Source organism: Stutzerimonas sp. FeSN7 (assembly GCF_030263795.1).
In the GTDB taxonomy this organism is placed as follows: Bacteria; Pseudomonadota; Gammaproteobacteria; order Pseudomonadales; family Pseudomonadaceae; genus Stutzerimonas; species Stutzerimonas stutzeri.
Map to the genome: position 1 here is coordinate 347,822 of NZ_JARPMN010000001.1, position 24,378 is coordinate 372,199.

Genomic DNA, 24,378 nt, shown 5'->3' on the forward strand with positions numbered 1-24,378 from the left:
CCCGCTCCGAGACCCGTCGCCATGCCCCGCCCACCGCGTTCTCCATCCTCGCGATCGCCTGCCAGAGCGCCTGCGCCGCGGCGCGTCGCCAAGGCGCCGCCGGCCGAGCCGCGGCTGTTGCTGCTGAACAAGCCGTTCGACGTGCTCACGCAGTTCGCCGATGCCGATGGTCGTGCGACCTTGAAGGACTTCGTCTCGGTGCCGGGCGTCTACCCCGCCGGGCGCCTGGATCGCGACAGCGAGGGTCTGTTGCTGCTGACCAACGACGGTCGGTTGCAGGCGCGTATCGCCGACCCGAAGCACAAGCTGCCCAAGACCTACTGGGTGCAGGTGGAAGGCGAGGTGGACGAGACACAGCTGGAGCGGCTGCGTCAGGGCGTCGAGCTGAACGACGGCATGACCCTGCCGGCCGAAGCGCGGCAGCTCGATGAGCCCGAGCTGTGGCCGCGCAATCCGCCGGTGCGCTTTCGCAAGAGCGTACCGACCAGCTGGCTGGAGCTGGTGATTCGCGAAGGGCGCAATCGCCAGGTGAGGCGCATGACGGCGACGGTTGGCTTGCCGACCTTGCGCCTGGTACGGGTGCGCATCGGCCCCTGGGCGCTGGACGGCCTGCAGCCGGGCGAGTGGCGGGAAGTGCCGGCGCAGCTGTAGCGCGCCGGCCGGTGCCTCAACTCAGTGCGGGATGCCCTGAGTCACTTCGATGATGTATCCGATGACCGGCTTGGCGAGAAACGCGAACAGGCACAGGCCGAGACCGAGGAAGAGGATGGCGGTGCCAAGGCGCCCGGCCTTCGACTTCTTGGCCAGGTCCCAGATGATGAAGGCCATGAAGGCCATCAGCCCGCCGACCAGCACGATCATCATCCACTTTTCGAAAACTTCGGGATCCACAGGGTTCTCCTGACTGACTTCGACGACGGCGCCCGTGGCAGGCCGGGCGCGAAAGCGGGGCAGTATACGCCTGCGCAAAGCGGCGCGTGTGCCACCGCTGGTTGGACGGTCGTGCTCGCAAAGCGTTCGGATCGCACCGACCGGGGGCCGGTGCGGCGAAATGTCTCGCCCGAATTCAGTAGGCCGCCTTGATCACATCGATGCCCTTGTTCAGCACCGCGCGCCAGGCCTGCAGGTCCGCCTGCTGCAGGTCCTCGTCGTGTTGCCCGATGGTCTTGAGCAGGGCATCGATCCACAGGTCATAGAGCTCCGGATGGATGTCCAGCTGTGCCCTCGAATGGCTCTGGCCCAGCGCACGGAGCTTGGTATCCGGCATGCCGCGGGCGAACAGCACCAGGTTGAGGATGCCGGCGCGCAGCAGTTGCTTCTGCGCGGTCATGTCGGTACGGGCGAACTTCTCCCGTATCGCTGGCGAGCTGGCGAGAAAGGTGGCGTAGAAGTCATCGAAGAAGCGGGGGCTCGCGCAGCAGCGGCCATAGCTCTGCATGACGCGGTTGGTGTCGTTCATGGGGCATCCCTGGCACGAAGGTTCGGGAGCGGCGCCTGCACGGGGCGTCGCATTCGGCTGTCCGGCGCGCCTGGCGACACCGGATACAAGGGCGCGGATTATAGGCAGTAACCCTTCGGAAAGTAGGGTACAGCCTGTGCGCTGCGTCTCAGCTGCGCAAATGCTCCAGTGGCAGCTCGGTGCTCGATGCCACCTGACGCAGGACAAAGCTGGAACGCACGCTGGAGACGCCTTCGATACGCGTCAGGGTACCGAGCAGGAACTGCTGGTAGTGGTCCATGTCCGGCACCACCACCTTGAGCTGGTAGTCGGCATCCATGCCGGTGACCAGGCTGCATTCCAGCACTTCCGGGCAGCGTCCGATCACGCCCTCGAAGTGCTCGAAGCGCTCCGGGGTGTGCCGGTCCATGCCGATCAGCACGTAGGCGGTCAGCGTCAGGCCGAGCTTCTTGCGGTCGAGCAGGGCTACCTGGCGAGCGATATAGCCGTCGTCTTCCAGTTGCTTGACGCGGCGTGAGCAGGGCGAGGGCGACAGTCCGATGCGTTCGGCCAACTCCTGGTTCGAGATGCGGGCGTCGTGCTGCAGTTCGGCGAGAATGCGCAAGTCGTAGCGGTCGAGTTTGCTCACGGAGGGATGCCTTTGGGATCAGATTGCGCATGATGATGAATCCAGGGCTATTGATTGCGCAAGTGATGCCGTGATCAGCAATCTTCGCAATCCGGTGCCGGTCGGGGCGGCGTAAGCTTTATCTCAACTTCAGCCCCCGGCAGAACGACCACGGCACGCGATCCCCGCCGCGGTCACCGAAAGTCTTACCGAGACCGACGGTCCGGGCCTCCGGCGCTCACGAGGCACCGTGCGAAGCAGCCGTTACCATCGGCCAGACGAATCGAAGAGACCACGCCCAGGCGTGGTCTTTTTCGTTGTGGGCGTCGTGGGGGGTTGGATGTGATCGGCGATGAAGGTCTGCAAACCTGCAAGCGATACAGACAGGGGCTCTATCGCCCCGACGCCTGACACTGGTCGAAGGCTCACCGCCTCGGCGGCGCCACCTCAAGCGGGTCGGCATGCACCAGCACCTCCGCATTCGGATAGCGATCGTGAATCGCGTTCTCCACCGCCACGCACAGATCATGTGCCTGTGACAGCGGCAGGTCCCCGGGTAGCTCCAGATGCAACTGCACGAACCAGCGCGTGCCGGAAACCCGTGTGCGGAAATCGTGGCAGCCATGCACGCCGGGCACTTCGCAGACCAGTTGCTGCATCTGCTCGCTGATTTCTGGCGACAGCTCGGTATCCATCAGCACGGCACCGGCCTCGCGGACGATGCTGATCGCGCTCCAGAAGATGTACAGCGCGATAGCGATGCCGAACAGCGCGTCCACTCGCTCCCAACCAAAGCTGGCCAGCACCAGCGCGAGCAGGATGCTGGTATTCAGCAGGAGATCGGAGCGGTAGTGCAGCGAATCGGCGCGGATGGCGGTGGAGCCGGTGAGCTTGACCACGTGGTGCTGGTAGGTCAGCAGCACGGCGGTCATCACCAGTGAGAAAATCATCACCGCGATGCCGACACCCTGCGCGCCCAACGGTTGCGGATGCAGCAGGCGGTCGACGCCTTGCACGCCGACGAGGATCGCGCTGACGCAGATGAATGCCGCCTGCCCCAGCCCGGCCAGCGCCTCGGCCTTGCCATGGCCGTAGCGGTGATCGTCGTCGGCTGGGCGCAGCGAGTAGTGCACCGCCAGCAGGTTGAGCAGCGAGGCGGCGCCATCGAGCAGCGAGTCGGTCAGACCGGCGAGCAGGCTCACCGAGCCGCTCAGCCACCAGGCGACGGCCTTGCTCAGCGCCAGCAGGATGGCCGTCGCCAATGCCGCGGCGGTGGCCCGGCGCATGAGCCGGGCGTGGTCGCGATTGATGCTCATCGGCGGCGGCTGTCCCTCGTGGGCATCAGGCGGCCGGGCGCAGGCCGAAGGCGGCCAGCTGCTCGACGCTGCCGTTGTGCTGGATCAGTCGCGGGTCGTCCAGCGGCAGGCTGCGGCCGGTTTCCGCCTCGATGATGGCTTTCAGGCGGGCCTGGTCGATCTGCCCATCGGCGCCGATCGCTTCCTGCAATTTCTCCGGCGCCATGGAGTACTGGTTGTCCGGCAGGTAGATCGCACCGGTGGCGAAGTCGATGCCGAACGCGATCAGTCCGGGGATGACGTAGAACAGCAGGCCGACGGCGTTGAGCACGGCGATGGCCGGGTCGATGCGGCCTTCGATCTGCCCGCGGCGATCGGGGTAGAACAGCGTGCCGCAGGCGGTCAGCTGGGTGAACAGGGACGCGGCCAACACGCCGCCGATGATTCGGTTACGGGTACGCATAAAGACCTCCTGGAAAAGTGGCGCAACTATACAAGGGCTGGATGATGTTTTCTCGACATCAGACCATGCCGCATGCACGGGTGTTCGGCGCCCGGCAGCTTTACCCAGTCCTTACCGAGCATTGACGGAGCCCGGCGCGGCTCCGGCGGATAATCGCGTGGCGATTCCTCTCACTCGGAGTGCACCACCATGTTCGGATCATTGCCGCGCGCCGCGCTCGGCGCGTTCCTTTCCTTCTGCGTTGCAGCGACCGCCCTTGCCGCACCGCCCGGGCCGGGACCGGGGCCGGGAATGCAGCGTGGGCCGGGCGGCCCGGGGCCCTACCCTGCGCCAGGGCCGCGTCATGGGCACGGACTGCCAGCCGGCGCGCGGGAAGTGTGGATCGGCAGCATGCTCTACTTCGTCGCCGCCGGAACCTATTACCTGTGGAATGCCGAGCGCAACGTCTACGAACCCGTCAGCCAGCCGCCGCTGCCGGCCAGCGAGGCCACGCGATATGATGTGATCGCCTATCCGGCCAAGGGCCAGAGTGCCGAGCAGCAGAGCCGCGACCGCTACGAGTGCCATAGCTGGGCGGTCAGCCAGAGCGGTTTCGACCCGGCCAGCGCCCGGACGGCCCCGGCGGCCAGCGTTGCCGACACCTACAAGCGCGCCCTCGGTGCCTGCCTGACCGGACGCGGCTACAGCGTCAACTGATGCGCCCAGCTTCGGGCGGGCGCTTCGGTTGTTGAATCGTCTGCCCGAAGCGAGTGCTCATGAATTCCCTACCGATCGACGAAGTTCTGCCGGCGTTGCGCCAGGCCCTGCAGCAGCGCGACGAAGCCGTGCTCGAGGCGCCGCCCGGCTTCGGCAAGACCACCCGCGTGCCGCTGGCGCTGCTCGGCGAAGCCTGGCTGGCCGGGCAGACCATCATCATGCTCGAACCGCGCCGGCTGGCCGCCCGCGCCGCCGCCGAACGCCTGGCCAGCGAGCTGGGCGAGCGGGTCGGCGAGACGGTGGGCTACCGCATCCGCCTGGACAGCAAGGTCGGGCCGAACACCCGCATCGAGGTGGTCACCGAGGGCATCCTTGCGCGCCGCCTGCAGGACGACCCGGCACTGGAAGGCGTCGGGCTGGTGATCTTCGACGAATTCCACGAGCGCAGCCTGGATGCCGATCTGGCCCTGGCGCTGACGCTCAATGCGCGTCAGCTGCTCCGCGACGAGCCGCTCAAGCTCCTGCTGATGTCGGCGACGCTGGAGGGCCAGCGCCTGTCGGCGTTGCTCGACGAGGCACCGGTGGTGCGCAGCGAGGGGCGCATGCACCCGGTGGAGCAGCGCTGGGGCCGCCCGCTGGCGCCGGGCGAGCGCATCGAGCCGCGGGTGGTGCAGACGGTGCTGCAGGCGCTGCAGGACGAGCGCGGCAGCGTGCTGGTGTTCCTCCCCGGGCAGGCGGAGATCCGTCGGGTGAACGAGGCGCTGGCCGAGCAGCTGGAGGGGCGCGGCGACATCCTGCTCTGCCCGCTGCATGGCGAACTGGAGCTGGCCCAGCAGCGTGCGGCCATCGAGCCTGCACCGGCGGGCCTGCGCAAGGTGGTGCTGGCGACCAATATCGCCGAGACCAGTCTGACCATCGAAGGTGTACGGGTAGTGGTGGACGCCGGGCTGGCGCGGGTGCCGCGCTTCGATCCCGGCAGTGGCATGACCCGCCTGGAAACCCGGCGCATCTCCCGCGCCTCGGCCACGCAACGGGCGGGGCGGGCCGGGCGGCTGGAGCCGGGCGCCTGCTACCGGCTGTGGTCGGAGGAGCAGCACGGGCAGCTGGCGGCCTACGGTGAGGCGGAAATTCTCCAGGCGGACCTTGCCGGCGTCGCGCTGCAGCTGGCGCGCTGGGGCGTCGAGCCCGACGAGCTGGCCTGGCTCGATCGTCCGCCGGCCGCCGCCTACGGCCAGGCGCAGGCCCTGCTGGAGCGCCTCGGTGCGCTGCAGCGCAGCGAGCACGGCGGCTGGCAGCTGACCCGCCACGGCCAGGCGATGGCCGAGCTGCCGGTGCATCCGCGCCTGGCGCACATGCTGCTGCGCGGGCAGGCGTTGGGCGTGGCTGCCTTGGCTGCCGACGTGGCGGCGCTGCTGGTCGAGCGTGATATTCAATCCGGCGGGCCGCGCGGCGGCGGAGCCGATCTCGCCCTGCGCCTGCATCAGTTGCAGGATGGTCGTGGTGCTGGGGTGCAGCGCGTCCGGCAACTGGCCCGGCAGTTTCGCAGCTTGCTGCGCGCTGCCGCGGCGGCGCCGGCTGCTGAACTCGATGAGCAACACGCGCTGGCCGCGCTGCTGGCCTTCGCCTATCCGGACCGGGTGGCCCGCCAGCGCCGCGAGGGCGGCGGTGGCTATCGGCTGGCCAACGGCCGCGCGGCGCAGTTCGGCGAGCCGGACCCGCTGATGAAGGAGTCCTGGTTGGTGATCGCCGAGCTGGGCAGCCATCAGGGCCAGCGCGAGGAGCGCATCTATCGCGCCGTGGCGCTGGACCCGGCCTTGTTCGAGAGCGCGCTGGCCGAGCAGGTCGCCGTGCGCGACGAGCTGGAATGGGACGAGCGCGAGGGCGTGCTGCGTGCCGAGCGGCAGCGGCGGGTCGGCGAGCTGGTGCTCAGTCGCGAACCGCTGCCGACGCTGGACGAAGAGGCACGTGGCAAGGCGCTGCTCGCTCTGGTGCGGCGCAAGGGGCTGGAACTGCTGGCCTGGACGCCGGAGCTGCGCCAGTGGCAGGCGCGCATCGGCCTGCTGCGCCAGCTCGAGCTGGATGCGGGCGACACCAGCGACTGGCCGGATGTCAGCGACGCCGCACTGCTGGCACGCCTGGAGGACTGGCTGCTGCCTTATCTGGGCAAGGTCACGCGGCTGGCGCACTTCGCCCAGCTCGATCTCGCCGCGATGCTCGCCACCCTGCTGCCCTGGCCGCTGCCGCAGCGCCTGGAGGAGCAGGCACCGGTGGCCGTCACGGTGCCCTCCGGCTCGCGCATTCGGCTGGACTACAGCGAGCAGCCGCCGGTGCTGGCGGTGCGCCTGCAGGAGCTGTTCGGCCTGGCCGACACGCCGCGTATCGCCGCTGGCCGGCAGGTCGTCAAGCTGCATCTGCTGTCGCCGGCGCGCCGGCCGGTACAGGTCACCCAGGACCTGGCGAGCTTCTGGGCCAATACCTATGCCGAGGTGAAGAAGGATCTGAAGGGGCGCTATCCCAAGCTATTCCATAAGTTGGACCCTTGGGTTGAATCCCTTAACAATAAAAAGATTGACTGATCCTGCTGTGTGATTCCTCGCGTAACATTTATGGTTGACTCATTCTTTGAGGGGGCGAATCATGTCCTACACCAATCCGCGTCACGAAGGCCGCCTGGGTCTCATCCAGCATCTACGTGACGCCTTCGCCAGTCTGTATGTCCATGAAGCCCCGCCCGGTTCGGCCACATTGGCGCTCGAAGGGAATGATTCCAAGACCGTTTTCCAACTCGACGAGGTCGCTGGCGGGAATGACCGGGACTTATTTAACTTCCCGTTCTTGTTTCATGCAGATGGCAATCCCTGGCACGAAGCGAACGATTATTTGCTGAGCATCATGAGTAACAAGGCTCCGATCAATCGGCGCACTGACGATGTTCGGCGGCGTGCCAGCAAACTCCTTGATTACCTATTGTTCTGTGAAGATAACAACCTTGATTGGCTCGACTTCTCCGGTGCTCGGCCTCCGCTTCGTCCGACCTACCGATACTTCTATCACCTGATTAACGAAGGCACTCGCAGTAATCAGGTGATCAATCAATACACTTCTGAGGTCTACCACTTTTACAAGTACGTTACCGCGCATTGGCATGATCTCGACATGAAGCGTGTCGATACGATCAAGCAGGTACGGTTCATGGTGCAGGGTTCTAAAGGCTACAAGGTCATAGAAGCAGAAAAGCGTAGTCAAACTCGGCGCACGCCGCCTGTTAGTTCAGTGCCGCTGGGGTTCGTGCGGGAAGACGGCGAAGATCTTCGGCCGCTTTCCAATCGTGAGTTGGGTGCGTTTCTTGCCTCCATTCGCAATGAAGAAGAATGGTCTGCGTTTGAGCGATTGATACTGATGACCGCACTAATGACGGGCGCCCGCAAGCAAAGCGTTCTGACCATGCGCTTGAAGCATTTGAAGGGCTTTACAGAGGACAGGCTGGAGAAAGAGGGTGCCTATAAATTACATGCCGGCCCGGGCACAGGCATTGATACGAAATACGACAAGCCGCAAGTCCTGTACGTTCCGAAGCAACTTGCCGAAGAACTGGTCACGCTTGCCAAAAGCCCGATGATGAAGGCGCGCCGGGAGAAGTTCCGCGCTCAGTTAGAGATCAGTCATCCCGGCCTATCGGTAGCCGAGGACGATATGTATTTGTTTCTCTCCGATCAAGGCAACTGCTATTACATGGCCAAAAGCGATCCGCGCTATCAAATTGTGAAGTCGCGGCAGGCAGGACAGGTAACGGAAACGATTAAGCGCAAGTTGATCCAAAAAGCCTCTAGCCCATTCCCGAAAGACTTTTCATATCACTGGCTGCGAGCGACCTATGGCTATCAGCTCTACCAGCGCTTGCAGCCATTGGTTCAGGAAGGACCGTTGAAACCGGGCGAAGACATTGACTTTATTCAGAAGCGCATGCACCACGAGTCCAGGGAAACGACAGAGAACTACCTAAAATTGTTCAAGATGACTCACGAAAAGGTCATTGCCCAAGAGATTTGGGAGGGCAAGTTGTTCAATGGCGGCTACGCAGTGCTGAAGGTGGAGGCGCACGATGAATAGTCTTCAGCAATTCGAGCATCGTGCCAATACGCAGATTATTACGCTAAGTGAAGTTACCCAAGATTTTGCCGAGCCTGAGCGCTTGCGTTTGCAACTGTCTCCGAAGGTGATGAAGAAGCCGTTTGATATTGGCAGTTTTGCATATTTGATGCGTGGTAAGAATGAAAAAGTTTTCGATGATCGTGGCACGCCGGTGGTTATTGAGTCTTTTGTTGAAAGCCGCCGTGAATTGATTGTGAGACTGCTGGAGTCCTTAGTCGGTCAGCGTGATGAGACTGCTCTAACGCGATTGAAATTTATCGAATACTTTATCGACTGGCTGAACACGCATGGCTACAGGGAAATGTTTGCCAGTGCAGCGCAAGCCCAGCAAGCCTATCGAGACTATACCGCGCACCTGAATCATCAAATAGCCCATCAGGCATTGAAACCCGTCAGTGCGAAAAATACACAGCGCCATATTTCTAGGTTGATTGAACTGCTTTACCCAGAAGACAGCCACCATATTCTTGCGGGTGCGGTCAGGATCATTTCGGATGGAGGCTCTGAGGCAGCCAGCGATGTCAATGCTGAGGTCTACTGGGACGTTTGTTTGGCTATTGCCCGGCAATGCAGCGCTTTCGTCCTGAACAGCCAGTCATATCCTTTCGTTGTGAGTATCAGGGATTATGAGGTGGTTGGGTTTCCATCAAACCACGGTTGGGTTGGCCCATTCAAGGAATCGGTGCCTTCATATAATGCCGGCGAGCGACGGATTTCGACAGTCGAAGAATTCCGTGCAGCTTATGAAAAATTGGGGCGAAGGCTACCCATTAAATCGGCAGCAGAGGCCACGCTATTAAGAGCAATGGCCAACTTGGATGTGGCCAACGAAGATGAGAGCTACTGGCACCGGCTTCAAGTGGCGGGTCTTGCCGCGAAAGCCTACGCAAGTCTTTTCATGATGATCACAGGCGCCACGCCGTCCGAGTTTGACCAGTTTAGCTATGCAGACGCGCTCGAGGTTGAGAAGTCTCCAATCAAGAAAGAGCTGTCGGCTGTGAAGTTTCGTGCGGGCGGGAAAGAAACCCTCTACAACATCGGACGGGGCACGGGTTTGCCGCTGCTCAAGGAATACTTGAAGCTCCGTGAGTGGATTCTGAATGGCGCGACGCATGAGCGGTTGTTCTTTACGATGCCCGCGAATTACGAACGAGCAAGGACCAATAACGAATTTTCTGATCTTAAGACAACTCAATATCTGTCTGGGTTCTTTAACACCATCAGCGGCACCTTCCTCGACCCCAATGTGCCGAGACTTTCGCCGCGCAAGATGCGCAAGCACAAAAGCCTTGGGATGCACGCCGCTGGCCTGTCGCCGTCAACGGTAGCGGCAACCTTGAATCAAAGCGTGGCGGTGAATCTTTCGACTTATTCGGAGGCTACGCCTGAGCAGCAGGAAGCCGAGTTCGGACAGTTCTGGCAGGTCATGCGCCATGCCGCCCAAGTCGTGCGTGAGCGCAGCCAGAGGCCTGCAAAGGGCGAGATCGCAACGGCGGCGGGCCACTGTGACGGGTTCAACCAGCCTATCCCTGTGCGCGATTTTGGGGCTGTTGCAATTGAGCCGAACTGCCGCAGCCAATACGGCTGCTTGTACTGCGAGCACTATATGTGTCACAGCGATGAAGAAGACCTGCACAAGATTGTGAGCTTGCAGTATGTGATCAATGCGGTGCGTAAAGCAGCGCCCGATGCGGCCCATGCTGAAGCGCTCTACAAAGAATTGTCGATCCGAATCGAGTTCATCCTTGAGGCGCTTGGCGAACGTTCAGATGCGGTGAAGCAGTTGGTTGAAGCGATCAAGGCTAGGGTATTTGAATACGGTGAACTTACGCCGTTCTGGGAAAGACGCTTGAGCCGGTATGAAAAAATGGGGGTGGTATTTTGAACGCTGTTGTCCAGTCCATCGGCAGTCTCTTTTCCAGCGGTCAGTTTCCGCCTACCAGTGAGCCAGATAACGCGCCGCAACTCTACGGCAAGCCCGCGCCCGATTTCGTTCTTTGTCGTGATGAGAACGGCAACGCCAAGGCGGTATACGGTGAGCCTGTTTGGGACTTTAACCCATACCGGCTGAGTGCAAAAAAACTCGGGCGAATACTTTTTGATACGGTGTTCGACGAAAGTGGCCAACAGCAGCAGGCGCTGATAGAAGAGGCCAAACATCTGCTGTATTGCCTGATCTATTTTGCCGGTGGCGGGCGACTCGGTAAGCTGAGTGTGACCACACTGCTCCAGTATTGGTTTGTGCTGCGCATGGCCACGCAGTTCTGCTATGAGCAAAAACCGAAGCCCATGGTTGGCGTGCTGTCCTTACAGCAAATATTTACTGTGCCAGTTTATCTGGCGGCATTTATTGGCCAAAAAAGCCCCGAAAAACGAGTTCTTGCTGGGATCTTGAAAGGCTTGACCAGGGTGGGCGAAGAACGGCTGGGTTATGCCGTGCTCAATCCCGCCAACTTTTGTAAGTCGCAGCCCGACTTCAGGCAGCATCCAGTCATTCCGACTCGAATCTATTTGAATCTCATCAATTCTACTGGCGACCTGCTCGATCAGTTTTATGAAGGTGTTGGGGTTTTCGAGTCTTTTATCGCATGCTTTGCTAATGAGTATTACGGCACGACGCATAAGCATCAGAGAAGATCGGGTATCGGTGGTAAGGCATACTGGCAGCCCGATATGGGGCAAGCGATCAAGGATCACGATCTGACTTCAGTGTTTGCCGGTGAGTTTGAGTGTTCTCATAAGAAGAACCTGCAACGTGTCTTGATCCAGATGCAGTATGTGGTGAAAACGGTGATCCACCTCTATACCGGCATGCGCGATCAGGAGGTGATGCGAATGTCGTATCACTGTTTGTCCGATCACGTCGTCAGGCCGGTGGTCGTCGATGACCAGGGCATTGAGCGTGATAAGCCGCAGTCAGTAAACGTCCTCTCGACCACCACGAAGTTCGCCGGCTACAAGAAAGAAGGCGCATGGTTCGCGCCGGGGGAGGTCGTCAAGGCGGTCGAAGTCGCCCAGGCGATTTGTCGCGGACTCGCCAAACTTTACAAAATCGAGTTGGATGCCCGCTGTCCGCTGTTTCTCAATCCTTCCATTGTTTGTTATGCGCGGACCAGTGCCGAGGTTGGCGTGACGACATTTAAGTGTAGAGCGAAACACGGAACTGCTTTGCACGGGCTGTCGATCCAGGCAGAGGACTTGCAGGAACTGGCGCAGAGCGATCCTTCTCGGGACTTTTACAATGAGCCAGCGTTTGCTGTCGGCCGGCCCTGGCCGCTGACAAGCCATCAGTTTCGGCGCTCGCTGGCATTCTATGGCAGCAGTAGCGGTTTTCTTTCGTTGCCGACGGTGCGGGCGCAGTTCAAGCACATGACCATTGAAATGTCGCGCTATTACGCGAATCACTACGATAACCTGCGCACCGTTTTTGGCTACTACGACGACAAGAAGAAAGACTTTGTCCTGCCAAGCAATCACTTCGCCTTCGAGTATCAGATGGCCATGCCCATGTCGGTGGCGAACCAGTTGATTGCCGATCTCCTGTTTAATGAGGAACCGCTGTTCGGCGGCACTGGCTCGTACATGGAGAAACAGAAAGAGCGGGGCAAGGCAGGTGAGATTCAGATTGAAGATGTCCGCGCTGACACCGAAAAACGGGTGAAAAACGGTGAAATTAGTTACCGGCCGACGTTGCTGGGTGGCTGTTCAAAGGTGGGCCGCTGTGACTCTTTTATGCTCGGTGACTACACAGAATGTACGAGCTGCGATGGCGCCATTATCCAGCGTAAAAAGCTGGTTGCTGCCATTGAGGATGCTCAGGACGAGTTGTCCAATTACTCAGAAGACTCGGGCGAATATCAGATCGTCAAGGCTGAGATTGATCGGCTAGTCGCCTTCAAAGTCCGACTGATCGACTCAGTGGAGGTTTAACGATGAAGTCTGGTGACGGAAAAAGTAAGGGGTTGGGCGCTTGCGAGGAAGCCTTGCAGCGCCTCCTGGTTGGGAAGCCAGTTGTGCCAGAGCATGTGGGTTTAGACCTGTCGAAACTCACTGCAAGCATAGTCAGTCTGGAAGCTGGATTTGATCGTGGGTACTTAAAGAGGTCGCGTAAAGCGCATTTACCGCTACTGGCTCAAATCGAGGCGGTTCGGGCAGAGGCCAGCAAAGGGGCGGGTTTATCGAGCGGCAAACAAATCCGTCAGATGGAAAGTCAGTTGGCCGCGCTGGAAAAAGAGCTATCAATCGCTCAGATGCAGCGTGACAACGTGCTGGCTCAGAATATGAAGTTGTGGAAACGGGTGCGCGAACTGGAACGCTCGCTGGTTGATAGCCGCTCGGGCCGCTCGGCCAAGGTCGAATCCCTGCTGCGTAATAACAATGACATGACCTTCACCTCGGCGTGAGCTTATTCGAAAGTTTCCGTGTTAACGGGGTAGAACCCCACCTAAGGCAGTAGTTTGCATGGATCGCATTCAAGCACGCTTGCGATGCGATACAGCTTCTCTACGGTTATGTTGACCTCACCACGCTCGATCCGGCCTACATAGCTGCGGTCGAGACTGCACGCCAGCGCCAGTGCATCCTGGGAAATCCGGCAGGCCTTCCTCTGCATTCGGATGCGTTCCCCTAACGCCTTCGCCAGCTTATCCATGACCGTCTCAATTCAACTTGAGGCGGCAATATCGTGCGTTTGCGGACGTACAGGCCACGGATTATAATCCGCATTTTCGCGCTATTTCTTCTGGTGCCTCAATGAAATCGGCCTCGTTTATCTTCGACAGGCGTCTGTATGAGCTGCTTCAGGAGCCTGGGCGTACATCGTTTACGACCCGCGAACTGCGCGATGCCTATGCCGCTCGCTTGAGTGGCACACAATTCCGTATCGCCGATGTGCGCCGCTATGTGTATGAGCAGATCCGCCGATTAGTGCGCGCAGGCTGGCTTGTGCTGGATGAGGATCGTCGTGTTCGAGGGCAGGTCTACCACCTGCAGCCGATTCCGGTACATCTGCAACTGGAATTGATCGACAACGGTTTCGAGAACAGCCTTATGGCTGCCGGAGTGCCCGAACTAGACACGGGAGCACGCGACGTGGAAGCTTTGCCGCTCAAGTCGTCAGCCAATACGGATTTGCAGTTGGAAGCGCTCCACAAGGAAATCCGCTTGGACTTTCTCACTTCAATGGGCGAGGCAGAGCGATTCAAACTGCTTCTGGACGAAATGCCGCATCTACGGGACAAGCTTGAAGGCGATTACCTGGAAGCCAGGGATCGCAGTTCTCGCCTCTTGGGGCATCTGCGCGCCATCGAAAAGACCCTCAAAACGCTCGCTGCACCACGATGAGCAGCTCGTTACGCAGCTGGCAGAACAGCTGCATCACTCGGGCGTTGGAGCACTTTACCGTCACGCCGCACTTCTTCTGCCAGGCAACGCCGGGAGCCGGAAAGACCCGCATGGCTGCAGAACTGGCCAGCCGACTGCTTGAGCAGGACAGAATCGATTTGGTGCTGTGCTTTGCGCCGTCCTGCCAGGTCGTGGAGGGTTTTCGTTCGACCTTTGCGGCTGTGCTAGGCAGGCGTCTCGACGGCCAGATAGGTGCCGTGGGCGCGGCTTATACCTATCAGGCTATGGAATACCGTGATGAGGGATTCTGGCAGCTGCTTGATGACTACCGGGTGTTCGTGGTCTTCGATGAGATCCACCATTGCGCCGGCCACGATCCGCTGCTCAGCAATGCCTGGGGGCAGCAGATACTGCATCGGATACAGGACCGGGCTGCCTTCACCCTGGCCCTGTCTGGCACGCCCTGGCGTTCGGACGACAAGGCCATCGCATTGGCTCGCTACTCTTCGCCCGAGGGGCATTTGATCTGTGATTACCGTTATGGCTTGAAAGATGCCATTGCCGACGACGTGTGCCGATCACCTCGCATTGTGTTGCTCGACAATCAGAAGGTGAAACTTACGGAAGAGCTTGGCGCGGATAGCTCCGTGAGGCTGTTTCCCAGCATCGCCAAGCTTTTAGGGGAGTCACCTGTCACCTATGAGGAACTTCTGCGTCATGACGAGGTGATCAATCCAATCCTCGATCTTGGCTGCAGCAAGCTGAACGAGCTACGCCAGATCAAACCTGATGCCGCTGGTTTGGTGGTGGCCACAGACATCGAACACGCCCAGCAAGTTGCACTGGCTCTAGAAGCAATGGGTGAAGAGTGCCGCATCGTGACCAACAAAACCCCGGATGCGCAGCAGGTGATCAATGCATTCCGGAGCAGCACCTGCCGCTGGATTGTGGCCGTCGGAATGATCAGCGAAGGTACCGACATCCCGCGCCTACAAGTGTGCTGCTACCTCAGCCGTATCCGCACCGAACTGCATTACCGGCAAGTGCTGGGGCGAGTGCTACGGCGCACAGGTGAGTCCGACGACCAGGCATGGCTATTCATGTTGGCGGAGCCAACGCTTCAGGGTTTTGCGGAGCGAATTTCGGATGACTTGCCTGATGACCTTGCAGTTATGAGCGGTGTGCAGAGGCCTGTTTTTACTCCAGGCTACAGGTCTGAGCCAGTGGGGGTTTTGGGGCATGCAGAAAGTATCGAAGATGCAGGGTTGGGGAGTGCAGAAACTGGTACTGGGTCGCAGGCTACGCTCATTAATTCGCTAAGTGGCTTTGCAATTGAGCCCGCTTACCAGGTCAGCTTTTCCCAGCATTACCGGCAGCAGCTACTGGCTTGTTTTTGATGCTCACCCAGTCGAAGCTGATCACAGGATACCAGTGAGCATGAATCCATAACCGGCTGTTGCTGCCTGGAACGTAATCGAGAGGTGCGTATGGAGATTAAGTCGCAGGCATTGGTCGATGTTATTGAAGATGTGATCTGCGACGTGTGCACTTCTGGCACGCGTGTTCCCGGCTATGGCCTTCAGCACGGTAAGCTTGAAGCCCAATGGGGATATGGCTCGCAGCATGACGGCGAGCACTACCGGGTGCATCTCTGCGAGCCTTGTTTCTTCAGGGTGCTGAGTGGATTGCGTCGAGAGCGTATGGTCAATGGTATGTTCGATGATGATCAGCCATTTTCCTCTGAGGATTTTGGCTTGGTCTGCAAGGGTAACTACTGGGAAAAGAGCTGATGTGCGAATCAGGGACTGCTGAGCGCCTTGAACAGGTCGAAGCGCTTGCTACAGAGGTATTCGGGAGCCGTGCTACCGCTATGGCATGGCTAGCATCTCCCAATTTTGCCCTGGATGGGAGGACACCACATTCTTTATGCACCACCATTCTTGGCGCTCTCCAAGTGCGTCGGTTATTGCGCTGCATCGAATACGGCGGCGTTGTATAAGTTGAGAAGGCTAAACGGTTTGACCAGGCGCCTGTTGGCCCCAATCAGCTTGGGTGTAGATCAGTATTTGGAGGGCTTGGCATGACCATGCCACATGAGCGCACCAGGGCTGTAATCCATACCAGAGCTTTTTTGATTGAGCTGTCTCGTAATGCTGAATTGCCGGACGATGTTCGATCCAGTGCAAAGCACCTGCTGCGCCATTACCCGAGCGCTGGTGATGTTCTTATGGCAGGGAAAGGCGAAGAGCTCCTGGCAAGCACTACATGCTGGTCGAATGTATTCAGCTCCACCTCCGAGTGATTTTCGGACCTTCGCTGGTCGTTGCTTTGCGTAAAGAGCAGGCCGTCCCTACCAGGTGAATTCCCCAGGATTGCAAGGCTTCACATCGGGCAGGTGAGTGGAGAACTAAATCAGCGTTAAATCCGAAATGAAATGAGAAAAATATTCCCTTGTGATTGGTGTGTGAGTAGCCTGTAAGCCAGGCATTGAAGGGGCTTGACAGTCCTGATAAATCAGAAAATAAATCAGAAAATAAAAAGGCATGGACGATCAGCTCATCAGAGGAATCCACTGGCTTGAGCCCATTGTTCCCGCCCATCCTGGGTACCCGCCTGATGTGTTGGAACTGGCTGACTCACTGCCTTTTCTAGCTGGACAGCTTGCAGGCTCAGTAGCCCCTGAAACAGCCAAACGGCTGGGTAAGCTGATGCGTTTGACCAACAGCTACTACAGCAACCTGATTGAAGGTCAGTACACCGAGCCTGCAGAGCTGTCTCAAGGGATCAAGCGTAGGGAGGCCAAAGAGCTGGGCCTTCTGGCGATTATGCATATCCAGGCACAGGAAGCCTTTGAACGAGTGCTTGATCGTCGTCGCAGTGAAATCACGTGGAGCGATATGTTCGGAGTGAATCTTCTGAAGTCGTTCCATCGCAGGTTGTTTGAGGGTGCGAAGGACCCTGACCTCTGGGGGAGTGAAGGCCGTTTGATGGTACCCGGCCGACTTCGTGATGAGGCGCAAGAGGATGTGGTTGTTGGTGGGCATTACGCACCAGCCTGGGAGGCTGTGACGCCGATGCTGATCCGACTGCAGCAGGTTTACGGTAGTGCAATTGACCCGCGCTCCCAGCTGCTGGCGAGCATGGCCTATCACCATCGACTGGCGTTCGTGCACCCATTCGAGGACGGTAACGGTCGTGTTGTTCGGATGGCAACGCACTTGCAACTAACGAGAATCGGGTTGGGCTCATCTCTGTGGTCCATCTCACGGGGCCTGGCCCGTAAGCAGGACGAGTATTACGCGCGCCTCAGTGCAGCTGATCAAGGCCGCCGGGCCTACTTGGATGGGCATGGGCAGTTGACCCAGGCCGGGTTGGTTGAGTTTGTACGTTTCATGCTTTCGGTATGTAAGGACCAGATTCAATACACGCGTGAGGCTATGGCAATGCCAGTCCTGCGCGAACGGCTGGCACGAATTGTCCAATTCGAACCCCGCTTCATCCATGCAGGCATCAAGCCTGAGGGGGCACGTGCGCTATACCTACTGATTATTCAGGGTGAGGTGTCGCGCGCCGACTTCAAGGCGTACTTCAACCTGCACGATAAGACGGCGGCCAATCAGCTCAAGGAGTTGCTGCTGCTTGGGGTGGTAGAAGCGCCGTCACCCAAGTCTCGCGACCTTTATCCTGGCTTCCCAGTATGGTTCGCTCAACTGCTCTTCCCAGATTTACACCGGCGATTCCAGTAGCAGTTATGGGCGGCTACCGGCCAAAAGCAGCCGTTAGCTAGGTGCTACTTCCGGCCCGAAGCATCCTATCCAAGATGATTCAAAACACCTGTGCAGCCAGTCAGAGTGAAAACGGCCAGCTCCACTCACAGCAACATGGGGCTTAAGTCTAACTATCGAGGGCTCTACGATAGCTGGACCTGTTTGCGGGTACGGCCAAGCCCGCCACTTTATCTCGGCGCAATTGGTTGGCATAGTCCAATTACTACCGCGTGACAATGGGGAAGCGTCCGTCTGGCTGATCCAGTAGGCTGAAGAAGCGCCCAAGGGCCAGGGGGTTGCCGTCGATCGACACCTGATCGGAGCTGAGCAGGGCTGCGGCGCCGGCTTGCCCACTGATTATCTGCAAGAAGAAGTCCTTACTCAGGTTGAGGCTGGCGTCGGCCTCGGCGACTTCGCCTTCATTCATACGGCGGTGATGCAGCACGGCGTTCTCGATCCACAAGTGATAGCGCGCGCCGCTGTCGGTGAAGTTGAGGTTGATACGCAGCGCGCTGTCGGCTGCCGCCGTGCCATTGAGCTTGGTGGCCATCACGTCCAGGAAGCGCTCGGGAGCGGTGTGTTTGAGCATATCGAGCATCATTACCGGAGTGAAACCCTCTTCCGGCAGGCCGTGGCGCAGCTCATAGGTGCCACTCAGGTAGAAGTTGCGCCAGGGCCCCGACTCGGCCTGATAGCCCAGTTGCTCGAAGCTGCGTGCCTGCAGATCGCGGGCGCCCTGGTTGTCCGGATCGGCATAGAGCAGATGTTTGCCCAGCTCCGCGGCCCAGCGGTAATCGCCCTCGGCATAGGCTTGCTCGGCGGCTGCCAGCAGCGGCTCACGGCCGCCGGCCAGGGCCACGTACTTGGCGGCGGCGGCCACCGGCGGCAGTGGGTCGAGGTTGGCCGGGTTGGCGTCGAACCAGCCTAGGTAGAACTGATAGATGCCGCGCACGTTGTGCTTGAGGGTTCCGTAGTAGTCGTGCACGTTCAGATGGCGGTCGAGGCTGGGCGGCAGGTGCAGTTGCTCGGCGATCTCCGGCGCGGTGAGGCCGGCATTCATCAGGCGAACAGTTTGATCGTGCAGGTAGCGGTAGGCATCACGCTGGGTGGTGAGGAAGGTCTGGATGTTGTCCTGCCCCCACACTGGCCAGTGGTGCTGGTTGAACAGCACCTCGGCGCCAGCGGCTTGCGCGCGGCTGGCGTCGATGTAGTTGGCCCACTGCAAGGCATCGCGTACCTTGGCGCCGCGTAGGGTGTACAGGTTGTGCAGGGTTTGCGAGAGTAGCTCGGCGCCGCCAAAGGCGTTCAGCTCCGGCAGGCTGAAGGTCATTTCCGCCGGGGCTTCACTCTCGGGTACGTTGTAGAAGACGAAGCGCACTCCATCCACGTCCAGCGTCTGTTCGCGGCCGTCGATCAGTTGGGTGGGCGGCAGAATGCCCATGTGCCCGAAGGCAACCGCCTTGCCCAGGCCGTTGTCTACCAGGCCCTCGGCGCTGCGCGGTAGGCGCTTGCCGTACATGAAGGTGGCACGGCGGGCCATGGCGATGCCCATCATCAGGTTTTCGCTGGTGGCCTCTTCCATAAACCCAGCCGGGGCAATCACCGGTAGCTGACGCACCTTGGCGTCTTCGGCGCTGATCACGCCGAGAGCACCGCCAAAGTGATCGACATGGCTGTGGCTGAAGATCATCGCGCTCACCGGGCGTGAGCCCAGATGTTGTGCAACGAAGTCCATAGCGAAGGCGGCGGTTTCCCGGCTGGTTAGCGGGTCGATGACAATCCAGCCGCTGTCGCCTTCGATCAGCGTCATGTTGGCTAGGTCGAAGCCGCGTAGCTGATAGATTTTGTCGCTGACTTTGAACAGCCCAACCTGGTTATTCAGCAGCGCTTGCCGCCACAGGCTGGGGTTGACGGTAGTGGGGGCCTCACCTTGGATAAACGCAAAGCTATCGAAGTCCCAGATCACTTCGCCTTCGGCATCGCGCACCTGGCCCTGAGGCGTGGCAATTAGGCCGCGGCGTGCCTGGGCTAGGCCCTCGACATGGCTCAGGTCATAGCTCTGCGCCACCTCGGCCTGGGCAGCTTGCGTGCGTGGCGTGGCGGCGCTGTGACTGGGCGCAGGGCCGTCGCTGCATGCACTGAGTAGCAACAAGGTGCTGGTTAGCATCCAGCGATAGGGCAGGTTCATCGGCGTTCTCCAGAGAGTGTCTGGTCAGAGCATGGCGTGCGATCTACTATGCGTCCAATGCAATCAAATCATTTAATTGATGAGCAAAAGACATGAATATAGAGTTCCGTCACCTGCGTCATGCCTTGGCCCTGGTCGAACATGGCAACTTTGCCCGCGCCGCAGAGGCGCTGCACCTCTCCCAGCCGGCGCTGACCCGCAGCCTGCAAGCGCTGGAAGCTCAGGTTGGCGAGCAGCTGTTTGATCGCAGCCACCGCGAAGTGACCCCCACAACGATGGGCGAACTGTTATTGCAGCATGCCCGGCAACTGCTGCTGCACGCCCAGGACTTGCAGCGTGACCTACAATTGGCGCGCGGCCTGGAGCAAGGTGAGTTGCGTGTGGGAGTAGGTCCGTTTGCCGGCGCCGCGCTTGTCGCCCCGGTGCTGGCCATTTTGAACCGCGCGCACCCCGGCGTGCATTTGGAGGTGGTGTTGGCACCCTGGCAAGAACTGCCCGCGCGTTTGCAACGCCGGGAAATAGATCTGCTGGTGGCCGACTTGCACGAGATCGAGGACGACCCCAGCTATACGATACAGGCCCTTGGTGAGCACCACACGCTGCCGATGTGCCGCGCCGGTCATCCCTTGCTTGAGCACCCCGAGCCTAGTCTGGAGATGCTGTTGAAGTATCCACTGGCCGGACCCAACCTTCCCGAGGATATTCGTGAGCAGCTGCTCAAGCGCCTACCTAGAGCCTTACAGAACACCTGGCGTGAGCAGTGGAAGCTGGCCATCACCTGCGATAGCTCGGCCATTATCAAACAGCTCCTACAGGGCTGTGAGGCGCTGGCAATATTGCCTTGGTTTATGGTGGAAGACGAACTGCGGCGCGGCGACTTACAGGCTTTACGCAGCCTTGACCCTGGCCTGCGCGGGCGTTTCGGGATTGCTCATCTGCGCGGCAGACGCCTATCACTTGCTGCGCAATGCTTTATCGAGGTGCTTCTGGCCCACGATACCACCGTGCGCCAGCGCCAAGATGCTTGGTTGGCCCGTTAGGGAAGGGCATGGCAAGGCGGTCAACCTGCAGCAGATCGTCGTCCGACGCCGGTGGCTGACTCGCCGAAGACCGATCCTTCAGTTCTTCCCGCCCAAGCGGCGCAAGGCATCTGGCTTGAAGTCTTGGCGCAGAGCCTCATGGCCGAAGCTGGCCTCGCTCGGGGTCTCATTACTCAGGCCGCTGACCAGATAACGGCGAGACTGCAGATCATGAATAGCCTCGGCGGTCATCCAGGGCACCAGGTCGTTGTAGAAGTTCAACTGGTAGGCTGCCGATACTCGCCATAGCTCACCACGGGCGTCGTAATGGTCCGCTAGGGCAATCTGCCAGGTGTCCTCATCAATGAAAAACGTGCGCTTGTCGTAAATGTGGCGCTGGCCTGCTTTGAGCTTTCCCTCTACCTCCCAGACCCGATGCCGCTCATAGCGCACGTAGTCGCTATTCAAATGCGCAGGCTGGATGATTTGTGCGTACTTCAGCCCTTTGTCGTGCAGTCGGTAGTTGTTGTAAGGAATCAACAGTTCGCGCTTGCCTTTGAGGGTCCAGTCGTAGCGATCGAACGCACCGTTGTACATATCCATGTTGTCCGATGTGGCCAGGCCATCCGAGCTGTTCTGTGGTGAGTCGTAGGCCAGTGTAGGGGCTCGCCGGACACGCCGCTGTCCGGCGTTGTAAGCCCAGGCCTGGCGTGGGGTTTGTACCTGATCCAGGGGCTCGTGAATCAGGGCGATGTTGCCGGCCTGGCGCGCCGGAGCCAGGGTCTGGCCGATGAAATAGAAGAGCAGATTGCTGTCTGGCGTGTTGTCCCGGACATTGCTGGCAAAGACCTGTGTCTGGCGGATGAGGCTGGCCTGATAGGCACCGCTGGTTTGCACCGGCATGCGGTGAACCTCGCGCTTGACCGCCCCGCCACGGTAGCGGGTGACATGGTTCCAGATAACCTCTTCGGCACGCAGGGGGACGGGGAACGGCACGCCGCTGGTGTAGCCACCCTCCAGGCCACTACCACTGGCGTTCAGTCTGATCCGGGTGGCGTTTTGCCGGCTCTGTTTCAGGATGGACTCGGGATAGGCCGCGCTGCGGTGCGAGGGATACAGTTGCAGATGGAAGCTCTGCGGGTACTGACGGAGCATGGCTTGCGTGCCTGGGCTCAGCCACTGGGCGAATTGCGCCATGTTGCCGGAGTCGATGCGCTGTAGCGGTTGCTCGGCGGCATAGGGATCGACCAGCGCTCCGCCTGAGGTCGATGGCTTGTATCCGCCGTCCCAGGCGGGGATGCTGCCGTCGGTATTGCCAGCACGTTCGGCGCCCATGGGCGTTAGTTGCTGGTCTAGCTGTGCCGCCTGTTCGGCCGAGACGGCACAGAAAGCGGGCATGCTGATCATCAGGCTTAGTGCCAGGAGTGTGTGGCGGGAGATTGGGCTATTAAGCATGGATAAGTCCTCAGAACTTGGCGCCAAGGGTGAATGAGATGAAGTCGCGGTCGGTCTGCGGATTGAAGTCGCCACCGAAGAAGTCGGTGTAACTGACGGCGGCGTTGTAGCGCTCCAGATAGTCGAAGTTCACGGCCAGTGTGACGGCCTGGCGGCCTTCGACGAATTGCGGAGCCGGAGAGGGGGCATAACCTTCGACGTCATAACGCCAGGCCAACGATGGGGTGACCACGGTGCCCGGCAGCAGGTCGTTGTAGGTCAGGTTGGCTCGGGCTGCATAGCCCCAGGACCAGGGCGTGGTATATCCCTCCCGTTGGCAGTAGTCCTGCTTCAACGCCGGGTTCTTGCAGGCAATGGCGGCACCTTCTACGCCGGAACCGTAGACGGCGTCGCGGCCATAGGCCAGGGTCTCGACCGGCTCCAGATCCGCCACGTGCACGGTGCCGACTTCGGCAATCAACAGCAGGTTATCTGCGCCCCAGATGTCGCTGAAAGTTTGCATGGCCGTCAGTTGCAGCTGGCTAACCGGTTTGCGCCGATAGCCCTGCACCTGTGTCCCATAGAGGCCGGCGGCTTTGGCCAGAATAGGGCCGCTTCCCGGGGCTTGAATGTCCAGGCCAAACAGTTCGTCGACGATGGGTGACTCGGTGTCGAGAAAGCCGCTGGCGTAGAGAAAGTCCTGACCGTTGATGGCGATCGGCTGGTTGGGCCTGTGGCTCAGCTCGCCGGACATAGAGATACCCCAGGGTCCTGAGGTGTTGAAACTGATGCCGTACAGCCGGATGTCTTCGGGGAAGGCCATCTGGTAGAGCGGCGCCTGGGCCAGCGGCTTGGCGTTGCTGCCACCATAGAGCGGGTTGTTGGTAACTCCGGGTAGGAAGAAGCCGCTGCCCGGACGCTTGGAATAGTCGGCGGTGATCGCATTGGTATAGGGCAGCCGGCTGTGATAGTTCATCACGTAGAAGGCAAGCTCGGTGCTGTTCAGCTCTTCGGCGAAGTAGTCCAGGCGCACCCCCCACTGCCCGGCATCTGCGGGGGTATCGTCGCTGATTCGCGGAATAACCATGTTGGCCCCGGCCGGCAGCAGCGGATTGACCAGCTGCATGTTCTCCTGTTGCGCTTCCGTTCGACCTGAAACGGCATACAGTGGGCCGCAGCCTGGCTGACTGGCATCCGACTGGGCGAAGAAGGTGCCGCAACCTGGCTGTACCGTGGCGCGCCATTCCAGTTGGTAAAAGGCGCTGGTCGAGAGATTCTCGCTGATGCCAAGCGACAGATTGAACAGGTTGACCGGAATCAGCGCTTCCTTGATCTCGACCCCGGGCGTGGTTAGGGCGTTGGCGTCGATCGGGTTGATCACATTGAGGCCGCCCTGGATGAAGGTGCTTTCCCCCCAGCTCAGGACCTGCTGACCGAGACGGAGATCCAGCGGCCGGTCATTGAGCTGGAATTCGCCCCAGACGTAGGCATCCATCAGTTCGGCGCCGGAAAACTTGGCCAGCGAATCGAAGCCCGAGTCGTCGAAGTCCTTGAAGCGGGCGTCGCCGTTTTCCAGCAGGTCGTCGTGCCAGAATTTGCCGCTGATCTGCAGCCCGAGGTTGTCCCGGCTAAGCGCCAGTTCGGTGGTACCTTTGACCACCCTTGATATGGTGTCTCCGGCTTTGAAGTTCATGCGCCCGTCGTTACCGTTGATGCCGGCGGCGCGTCCGTCATAGACAGTGGGCAGGAGATTCCTGTCTGGATCGCTGGTGCTGATGCTCATGCCAGTTGACAGGCTGGTGTCCCAGCGGCCGCTGATGCCGTTGTCGAGTTCGAAGGTAGCGGCGTGGCAGAGCGTGCTGTTGACGGCCAGCAGTGTAAACACAAGGGCGCCATGGCCTCTGCGTAATTGGTGCATGGTATGCCTCGGAAACTGTTTTTGTTGTTGTGAGTGC

Annotated in this window: 23 protein-coding genes; 14 read left to right on the forward strand and 9 right to left on the reverse strand. The window is 60.0% G+C overall.

The genetic code is table 11. The features are described 5' to 3' along the window. The first annotated feature begins 21 nt into the window (after window positions 1-21). Window positions 22-651, forward strand: a complete 630-nt coding sequence (locus P5703_RS01555; RefSeq protein WP_254161904.1) for a pseudouridine synthase — start codon at window positions 22-24, stop codon at window positions 649-651. Window positions 652-672: 21 nt separating this feature from the next. Here P5703_RS01555 and P5703_RS01560 read toward each other — a convergent pair whose 3' ends face one another. From P5703_RS01560 to pmcY, 5 genes are all read right to left on the reverse strand, one after another. After that, entirely contained in the window at window positions 673-891 is a 219-nt protein-coding gene (locus tag P5703_RS01560) for a DUF2788 domain-containing protein (RefSeq protein ID WP_013984129.1), read from the reverse strand. A 175-nt stretch (window positions 892-1,066) separates the two neighbouring features. Further along, window positions 1,067-1,459 carry a globin gene (locus P5703_RS01565; protein WP_014597796.1) on the reverse strand — a complete coding sequence of 131 codons (393 nt, stop codon included), beginning with the start codon at window positions 1,457-1,459 and terminating at the stop codon, window positions 1,067-1,069. 148 nt (window positions 1,460-1,607) lie between these two features. Beyond that, window positions 1,608-2,087: an Lrp/AsnC family transcriptional regulator gene (locus P5703_RS01570; protein WP_017246503.1), complete on the reverse strand. Its 480-nt coding sequence runs from the start codon at window positions 2,085-2,087 to the stop codon at window positions 1,608-1,610. Window positions 2,088-2,491: 404 nt separating this feature from the next. Next, on the reverse strand, window positions 2,492-3,382 hold the full coding sequence (locus P5703_RS01575; RefSeq protein ID WP_285585340.1) for a cation diffusion facilitator family transporter: 891 nt from the start codon (window positions 3,380-3,382) through the stop codon (window positions 2,492-2,494). Between the two features lie 25 nt (window positions 3,383-3,407). Next, window positions 3,408-3,824 carry a periplasmic Zn2+ metallochaperone PmcY gene (gene pmcY / locus P5703_RS01580; RefSeq protein WP_011914729.1) on the reverse strand — a complete coding sequence of 139 codons (417 nt, stop codon included), beginning with the start codon at window positions 3,822-3,824 and terminating at the stop codon, window positions 3,408-3,410. A 189-nt stretch (window positions 3,825-4,013) separates the two neighbouring features. On the opposite strand from pmcY, the gene P5703_RS01585 reads away from it, so the two are divergent. The 6 genes from P5703_RS01585 to P5703_RS01610 all read left to right on the forward strand — a co-directional run bounded on the left by P5703_RS01585 (window position 4,014) and on the right by P5703_RS01610 (window position 13,075). Then, complete coding sequence (locus P5703_RS01585) at window positions 4,014-4,520, forward strand: hypothetical protein (protein ID WP_260468768.1); 507 nt, start codon at window positions 4,014-4,016, stop codon at window positions 4,518-4,520. Window positions 4,521-4,579: 59 nt separating this feature from the next. Then, window positions 4,580-7,096 carry an ATP-dependent helicase HrpB gene (gene hrpB / locus P5703_RS01590; RefSeq protein ID WP_285585341.1) on the forward strand — a complete coding sequence of 839 codons (2,517 nt, stop codon included), beginning with the start codon at window positions 4,580-4,582 and terminating at the stop codon, window positions 7,094-7,096. A 61-nt stretch (window positions 7,097-7,157) separates the two neighbouring features. Beyond that, window positions 7,158-8,630, forward strand: coding sequence for a site-specific integrase (locus tag P5703_RS01595; RefSeq protein ID WP_180705583.1), 1,473 nt, complete (start codon window positions 7,158-7,160; stop codon window positions 8,628-8,630). Beyond that, a complete protein-coding gene (locus P5703_RS01600) occupies window positions 8,623-10,557 on the forward strand; it encodes a hypothetical protein (RefSeq protein ID WP_180705582.1) in 1,935 nt (644 codons plus the stop codon). Before P5703_RS01595 ends, P5703_RS01600 begins: the two co-directional genes overlap by 8 nt. Next, a complete protein-coding gene (locus tag P5703_RS01605) occupies window positions 10,554-12,602 on the forward strand; it encodes an integrase (RefSeq protein ID WP_180705581.1) in 2,049 nt (682 codons plus the stop codon). The genes P5703_RS01600 and P5703_RS01605 overlap by 4 nt, the downstream gene beginning before the upstream one ends. 2 nt (window positions 12,603-12,604) lie before the next feature. Next, window positions 12,605-13,075 (forward strand): hypothetical protein, encoded by a 471-nt coding sequence (locus P5703_RS01610; RefSeq protein ID WP_180705580.1) that lies wholly within the window; start codon window positions 12,605-12,607, stop codon window positions 13,073-13,075. Between the two features lie 41 nt (window positions 13,076-13,116). Here the strand turns inward: P5703_RS01610 and P5703_RS01615 are convergent, their stop codons facing one another. Next, window positions 13,117-13,323, reverse strand: a complete 207-nt coding sequence (locus P5703_RS01615) for a helix-turn-helix domain-containing protein (protein WP_180705579.1) — start codon at window positions 13,321-13,323, stop codon at window positions 13,117-13,119. A 101-nt stretch (window positions 13,324-13,424) separates the two neighbouring features. On the opposite strand from P5703_RS01615, the gene P5703_RS01620 reads away from it, so the two are divergent. The 6 genes from P5703_RS01620 (at window position 13,425) to P5703_RS01640 (ending at window position 17,761) form a co-directional block, all read left to right on the forward strand. After that, entirely contained in the window at window positions 13,425-14,015 is a 591-nt protein-coding gene (locus P5703_RS01620) for a VspR family transcription factor (protein ID WP_180705578.1), read from the forward strand. Next, window positions 14,012-15,412: a DEAD/DEAH box helicase gene (locus tag P5703_RS01625; protein WP_180705577.1), complete on the forward strand. Its 1,401-nt coding sequence runs from the start codon at window positions 14,012-14,014 to the stop codon at window positions 15,410-15,412. Before P5703_RS01620 ends, P5703_RS01625 begins: the two co-directional genes overlap by 4 nt. A 90-nt stretch (window positions 15,413-15,502) precedes the next feature. Beyond that, a complete protein-coding gene (locus tag P5703_RS01630) occupies window positions 15,503-15,805 on the forward strand; it encodes a hypothetical protein (protein WP_285585352.1) in 303 nt (100 codons plus the stop codon). Beyond that, window positions 15,805-16,014, forward strand: coding sequence for an antitoxin Xre/MbcA/ParS toxin-binding domain-containing protein (locus P5703_RS23920; RefSeq protein ID WP_179576008.1), 210 nt, complete (start codon window positions 15,805-15,807; stop codon window positions 16,012-16,014). The genes P5703_RS01630 and P5703_RS23920 overlap by 1 nt, the downstream gene beginning before the upstream one ends. Window positions 16,015-16,095: 81 nt before the next feature. Beyond that, on the forward strand, window positions 16,096-16,317 hold the full coding sequence (locus tag P5703_RS01635) for a BPSL0761 family protein (RefSeq protein WP_180705838.1): 222 nt from the start codon (window positions 16,096-16,098) through the stop codon (window positions 16,315-16,317). A gap of 241 nt (window positions 16,318-16,558) precedes the next feature. Beyond that, window positions 16,559-17,761 (forward strand): Fic family protein, encoded by a 1,203-nt coding sequence (locus P5703_RS01640; RefSeq protein WP_285585354.1) that lies wholly within the window; start codon window positions 16,559-16,561, stop codon window positions 17,759-17,761. Between the two features lie 244 nt (window positions 17,762-18,005). On the opposite strand, the gene P5703_RS01645 is transcribed toward P5703_RS01640, so the two are convergent. Further along, window positions 18,006-19,970: an alkyl/aryl-sulfatase gene (locus P5703_RS01645; protein ID WP_003302560.1), complete on the reverse strand. Its 1,965-nt coding sequence runs from the start codon at window positions 19,968-19,970 to the stop codon at window positions 18,006-18,008. A 92-nt stretch (window positions 19,971-20,062) separates the two neighbouring features. Between P5703_RS01645 and P5703_RS01650 the strand changes: the two genes are divergently transcribed. Next, window positions 20,063-21,010 (forward strand): LysR family transcriptional regulator, encoded by a 948-nt coding sequence (locus P5703_RS01650; protein WP_003302559.1) that lies wholly within the window; start codon window positions 20,063-20,065, stop codon window positions 21,008-21,010. A 78-nt stretch (window positions 21,011-21,088) separates the two neighbouring features. On the opposite strand, the gene P5703_RS01655 is transcribed toward P5703_RS01650, so the two are convergent. Together P5703_RS01655 and P5703_RS01660 are read right to left on the reverse strand one after the other, a co-directional pair. Beyond that, on the reverse strand, window positions 21,089-22,444 hold the full coding sequence (locus tag P5703_RS01655) for a DUF1329 domain-containing protein (protein WP_036999587.1): 1,356 nt from the start codon (window positions 22,442-22,444) through the stop codon (window positions 21,089-21,091). A gap of 10 nt (window positions 22,445-22,454) precedes the next feature. Then, a complete protein-coding gene (locus P5703_RS01660) occupies window positions 22,455-24,308 on the reverse strand; it encodes a DUF1302 domain-containing protein (protein WP_003302556.1) in 1,854 nt (617 codons plus the stop codon). Window positions 24,309-24,378: the final 70 nt, after the last annotated feature.

Excerpts from the sequence above, each read along its gene's own strand:
- P5703_RS23920 (WP_179576008.1), top strand. The coding sequence starts at position 15,805 with ATGTGCGAATCAGGGACTGCTGAGCGCCTTGAACAGGTCGAAGCGCTT.
- P5703_RS01615 (WP_180705579.1), bottom strand. The coding sequence starts at position 13,323 with ATGGATAAGCTGGCGAAGGCGTTAGGGGAACGCATCCGAATGCAGAGG.
- P5703_RS01555 (WP_254161904.1), top strand. The coding sequence starts at position 22 with ATGCCCCGCCCACCGCGTTCTCCATCCTCGCGATCGCCTGCCAGAGCG.
- P5703_RS01585 (WP_260468768.1), top strand. The coding sequence starts at position 4,014 with ATGTTCGGATCATTGCCGCGCGCCGCGCTCGGCGCGTTCCTTTCCTTC.
- P5703_RS01595 (WP_180705583.1), top strand. The coding sequence starts at position 7,158 with ATGTCCTACACCAATCCGCGTCACGAAGGCCGCCTGGGTCTCATCCAG.
- hrpB (WP_285585341.1), top strand. The coding sequence starts at position 4,580 with ATGAATTCCCTACCGATCGACGAAGTTCTGCCGGCGTTGCGCCAGGCC.
- P5703_RS01635 (WP_180705838.1), top strand. The coding sequence starts at position 16,096 with ATGACCATGCCACATGAGCGCACCAGGGCTGTAATCCATACCAGAGCT.
- P5703_RS01650 (WP_003302559.1), top strand. The coding sequence starts at position 20,063 with ATGAATATAGAGTTCCGTCACCTGCGTCATGCCTTGGCCCTGGTCGAA.
- P5703_RS01565 (WP_014597796.1), bottom strand. The coding sequence starts at position 1,459 with ATGAACGACACCAACCGCGTCATGCAGAGCTATGGCCGCTGCTGCGCG.
- P5703_RS01645 (WP_003302560.1), bottom strand. The coding sequence starts at position 19,970 with ATGAACCTGCCCTATCGCTGGATGCTAACCAGCACCTTGTTGCTACTC.
- P5703_RS01630 (WP_285585352.1), top strand. The coding sequence starts at position 15,503 with ATGGAGATTAAGTCGCAGGCATTGGTCGATGTTATTGAAGATGTGATC.
- P5703_RS01655 (WP_036999587.1), bottom strand. The coding sequence starts at position 22,444 with ATGCTTAATAGCCCAATCTCCCGCCACACACTCCTGGCACTAAGCCTG.
- P5703_RS01625 (WP_180705577.1), top strand. The coding sequence starts at position 14,012 with ATGAGCAGCTCGTTACGCAGCTGGCAGAACAGCTGCATCACTCGGGCG.
- P5703_RS01640 (WP_285585354.1), top strand. The coding sequence starts at position 16,559 with ATGGACGATCAGCTCATCAGAGGAATCCACTGGCTTGAGCCCATTGTT.
- P5703_RS01600 (WP_180705582.1), top strand. The coding sequence starts at position 8,623 with ATGAATAGTCTTCAGCAATTCGAGCATCGTGCCAATACGCAGATTATT.
- P5703_RS01575 (WP_285585340.1), bottom strand. The coding sequence starts at position 3,382 with ATGAGCATCAATCGCGACCACGCCCGGCTCATGCGCCGGGCCACCGCC.
- P5703_RS01610 (WP_180705580.1), top strand. The coding sequence starts at position 12,605 with ATGAAGTCTGGTGACGGAAAAAGTAAGGGGTTGGGCGCTTGCGAGGAA.
- pmcY (WP_011914729.1), bottom strand. The coding sequence starts at position 3,824 with ATGCGTACCCGTAACCGAATCATCGGCGGCGTGTTGGCCGCGTCCCTG.
- P5703_RS01620 (WP_180705578.1), top strand. The coding sequence starts at position 13,425 with ATGAAATCGGCCTCGTTTATCTTCGACAGGCGTCTGTATGAGCTGCTT.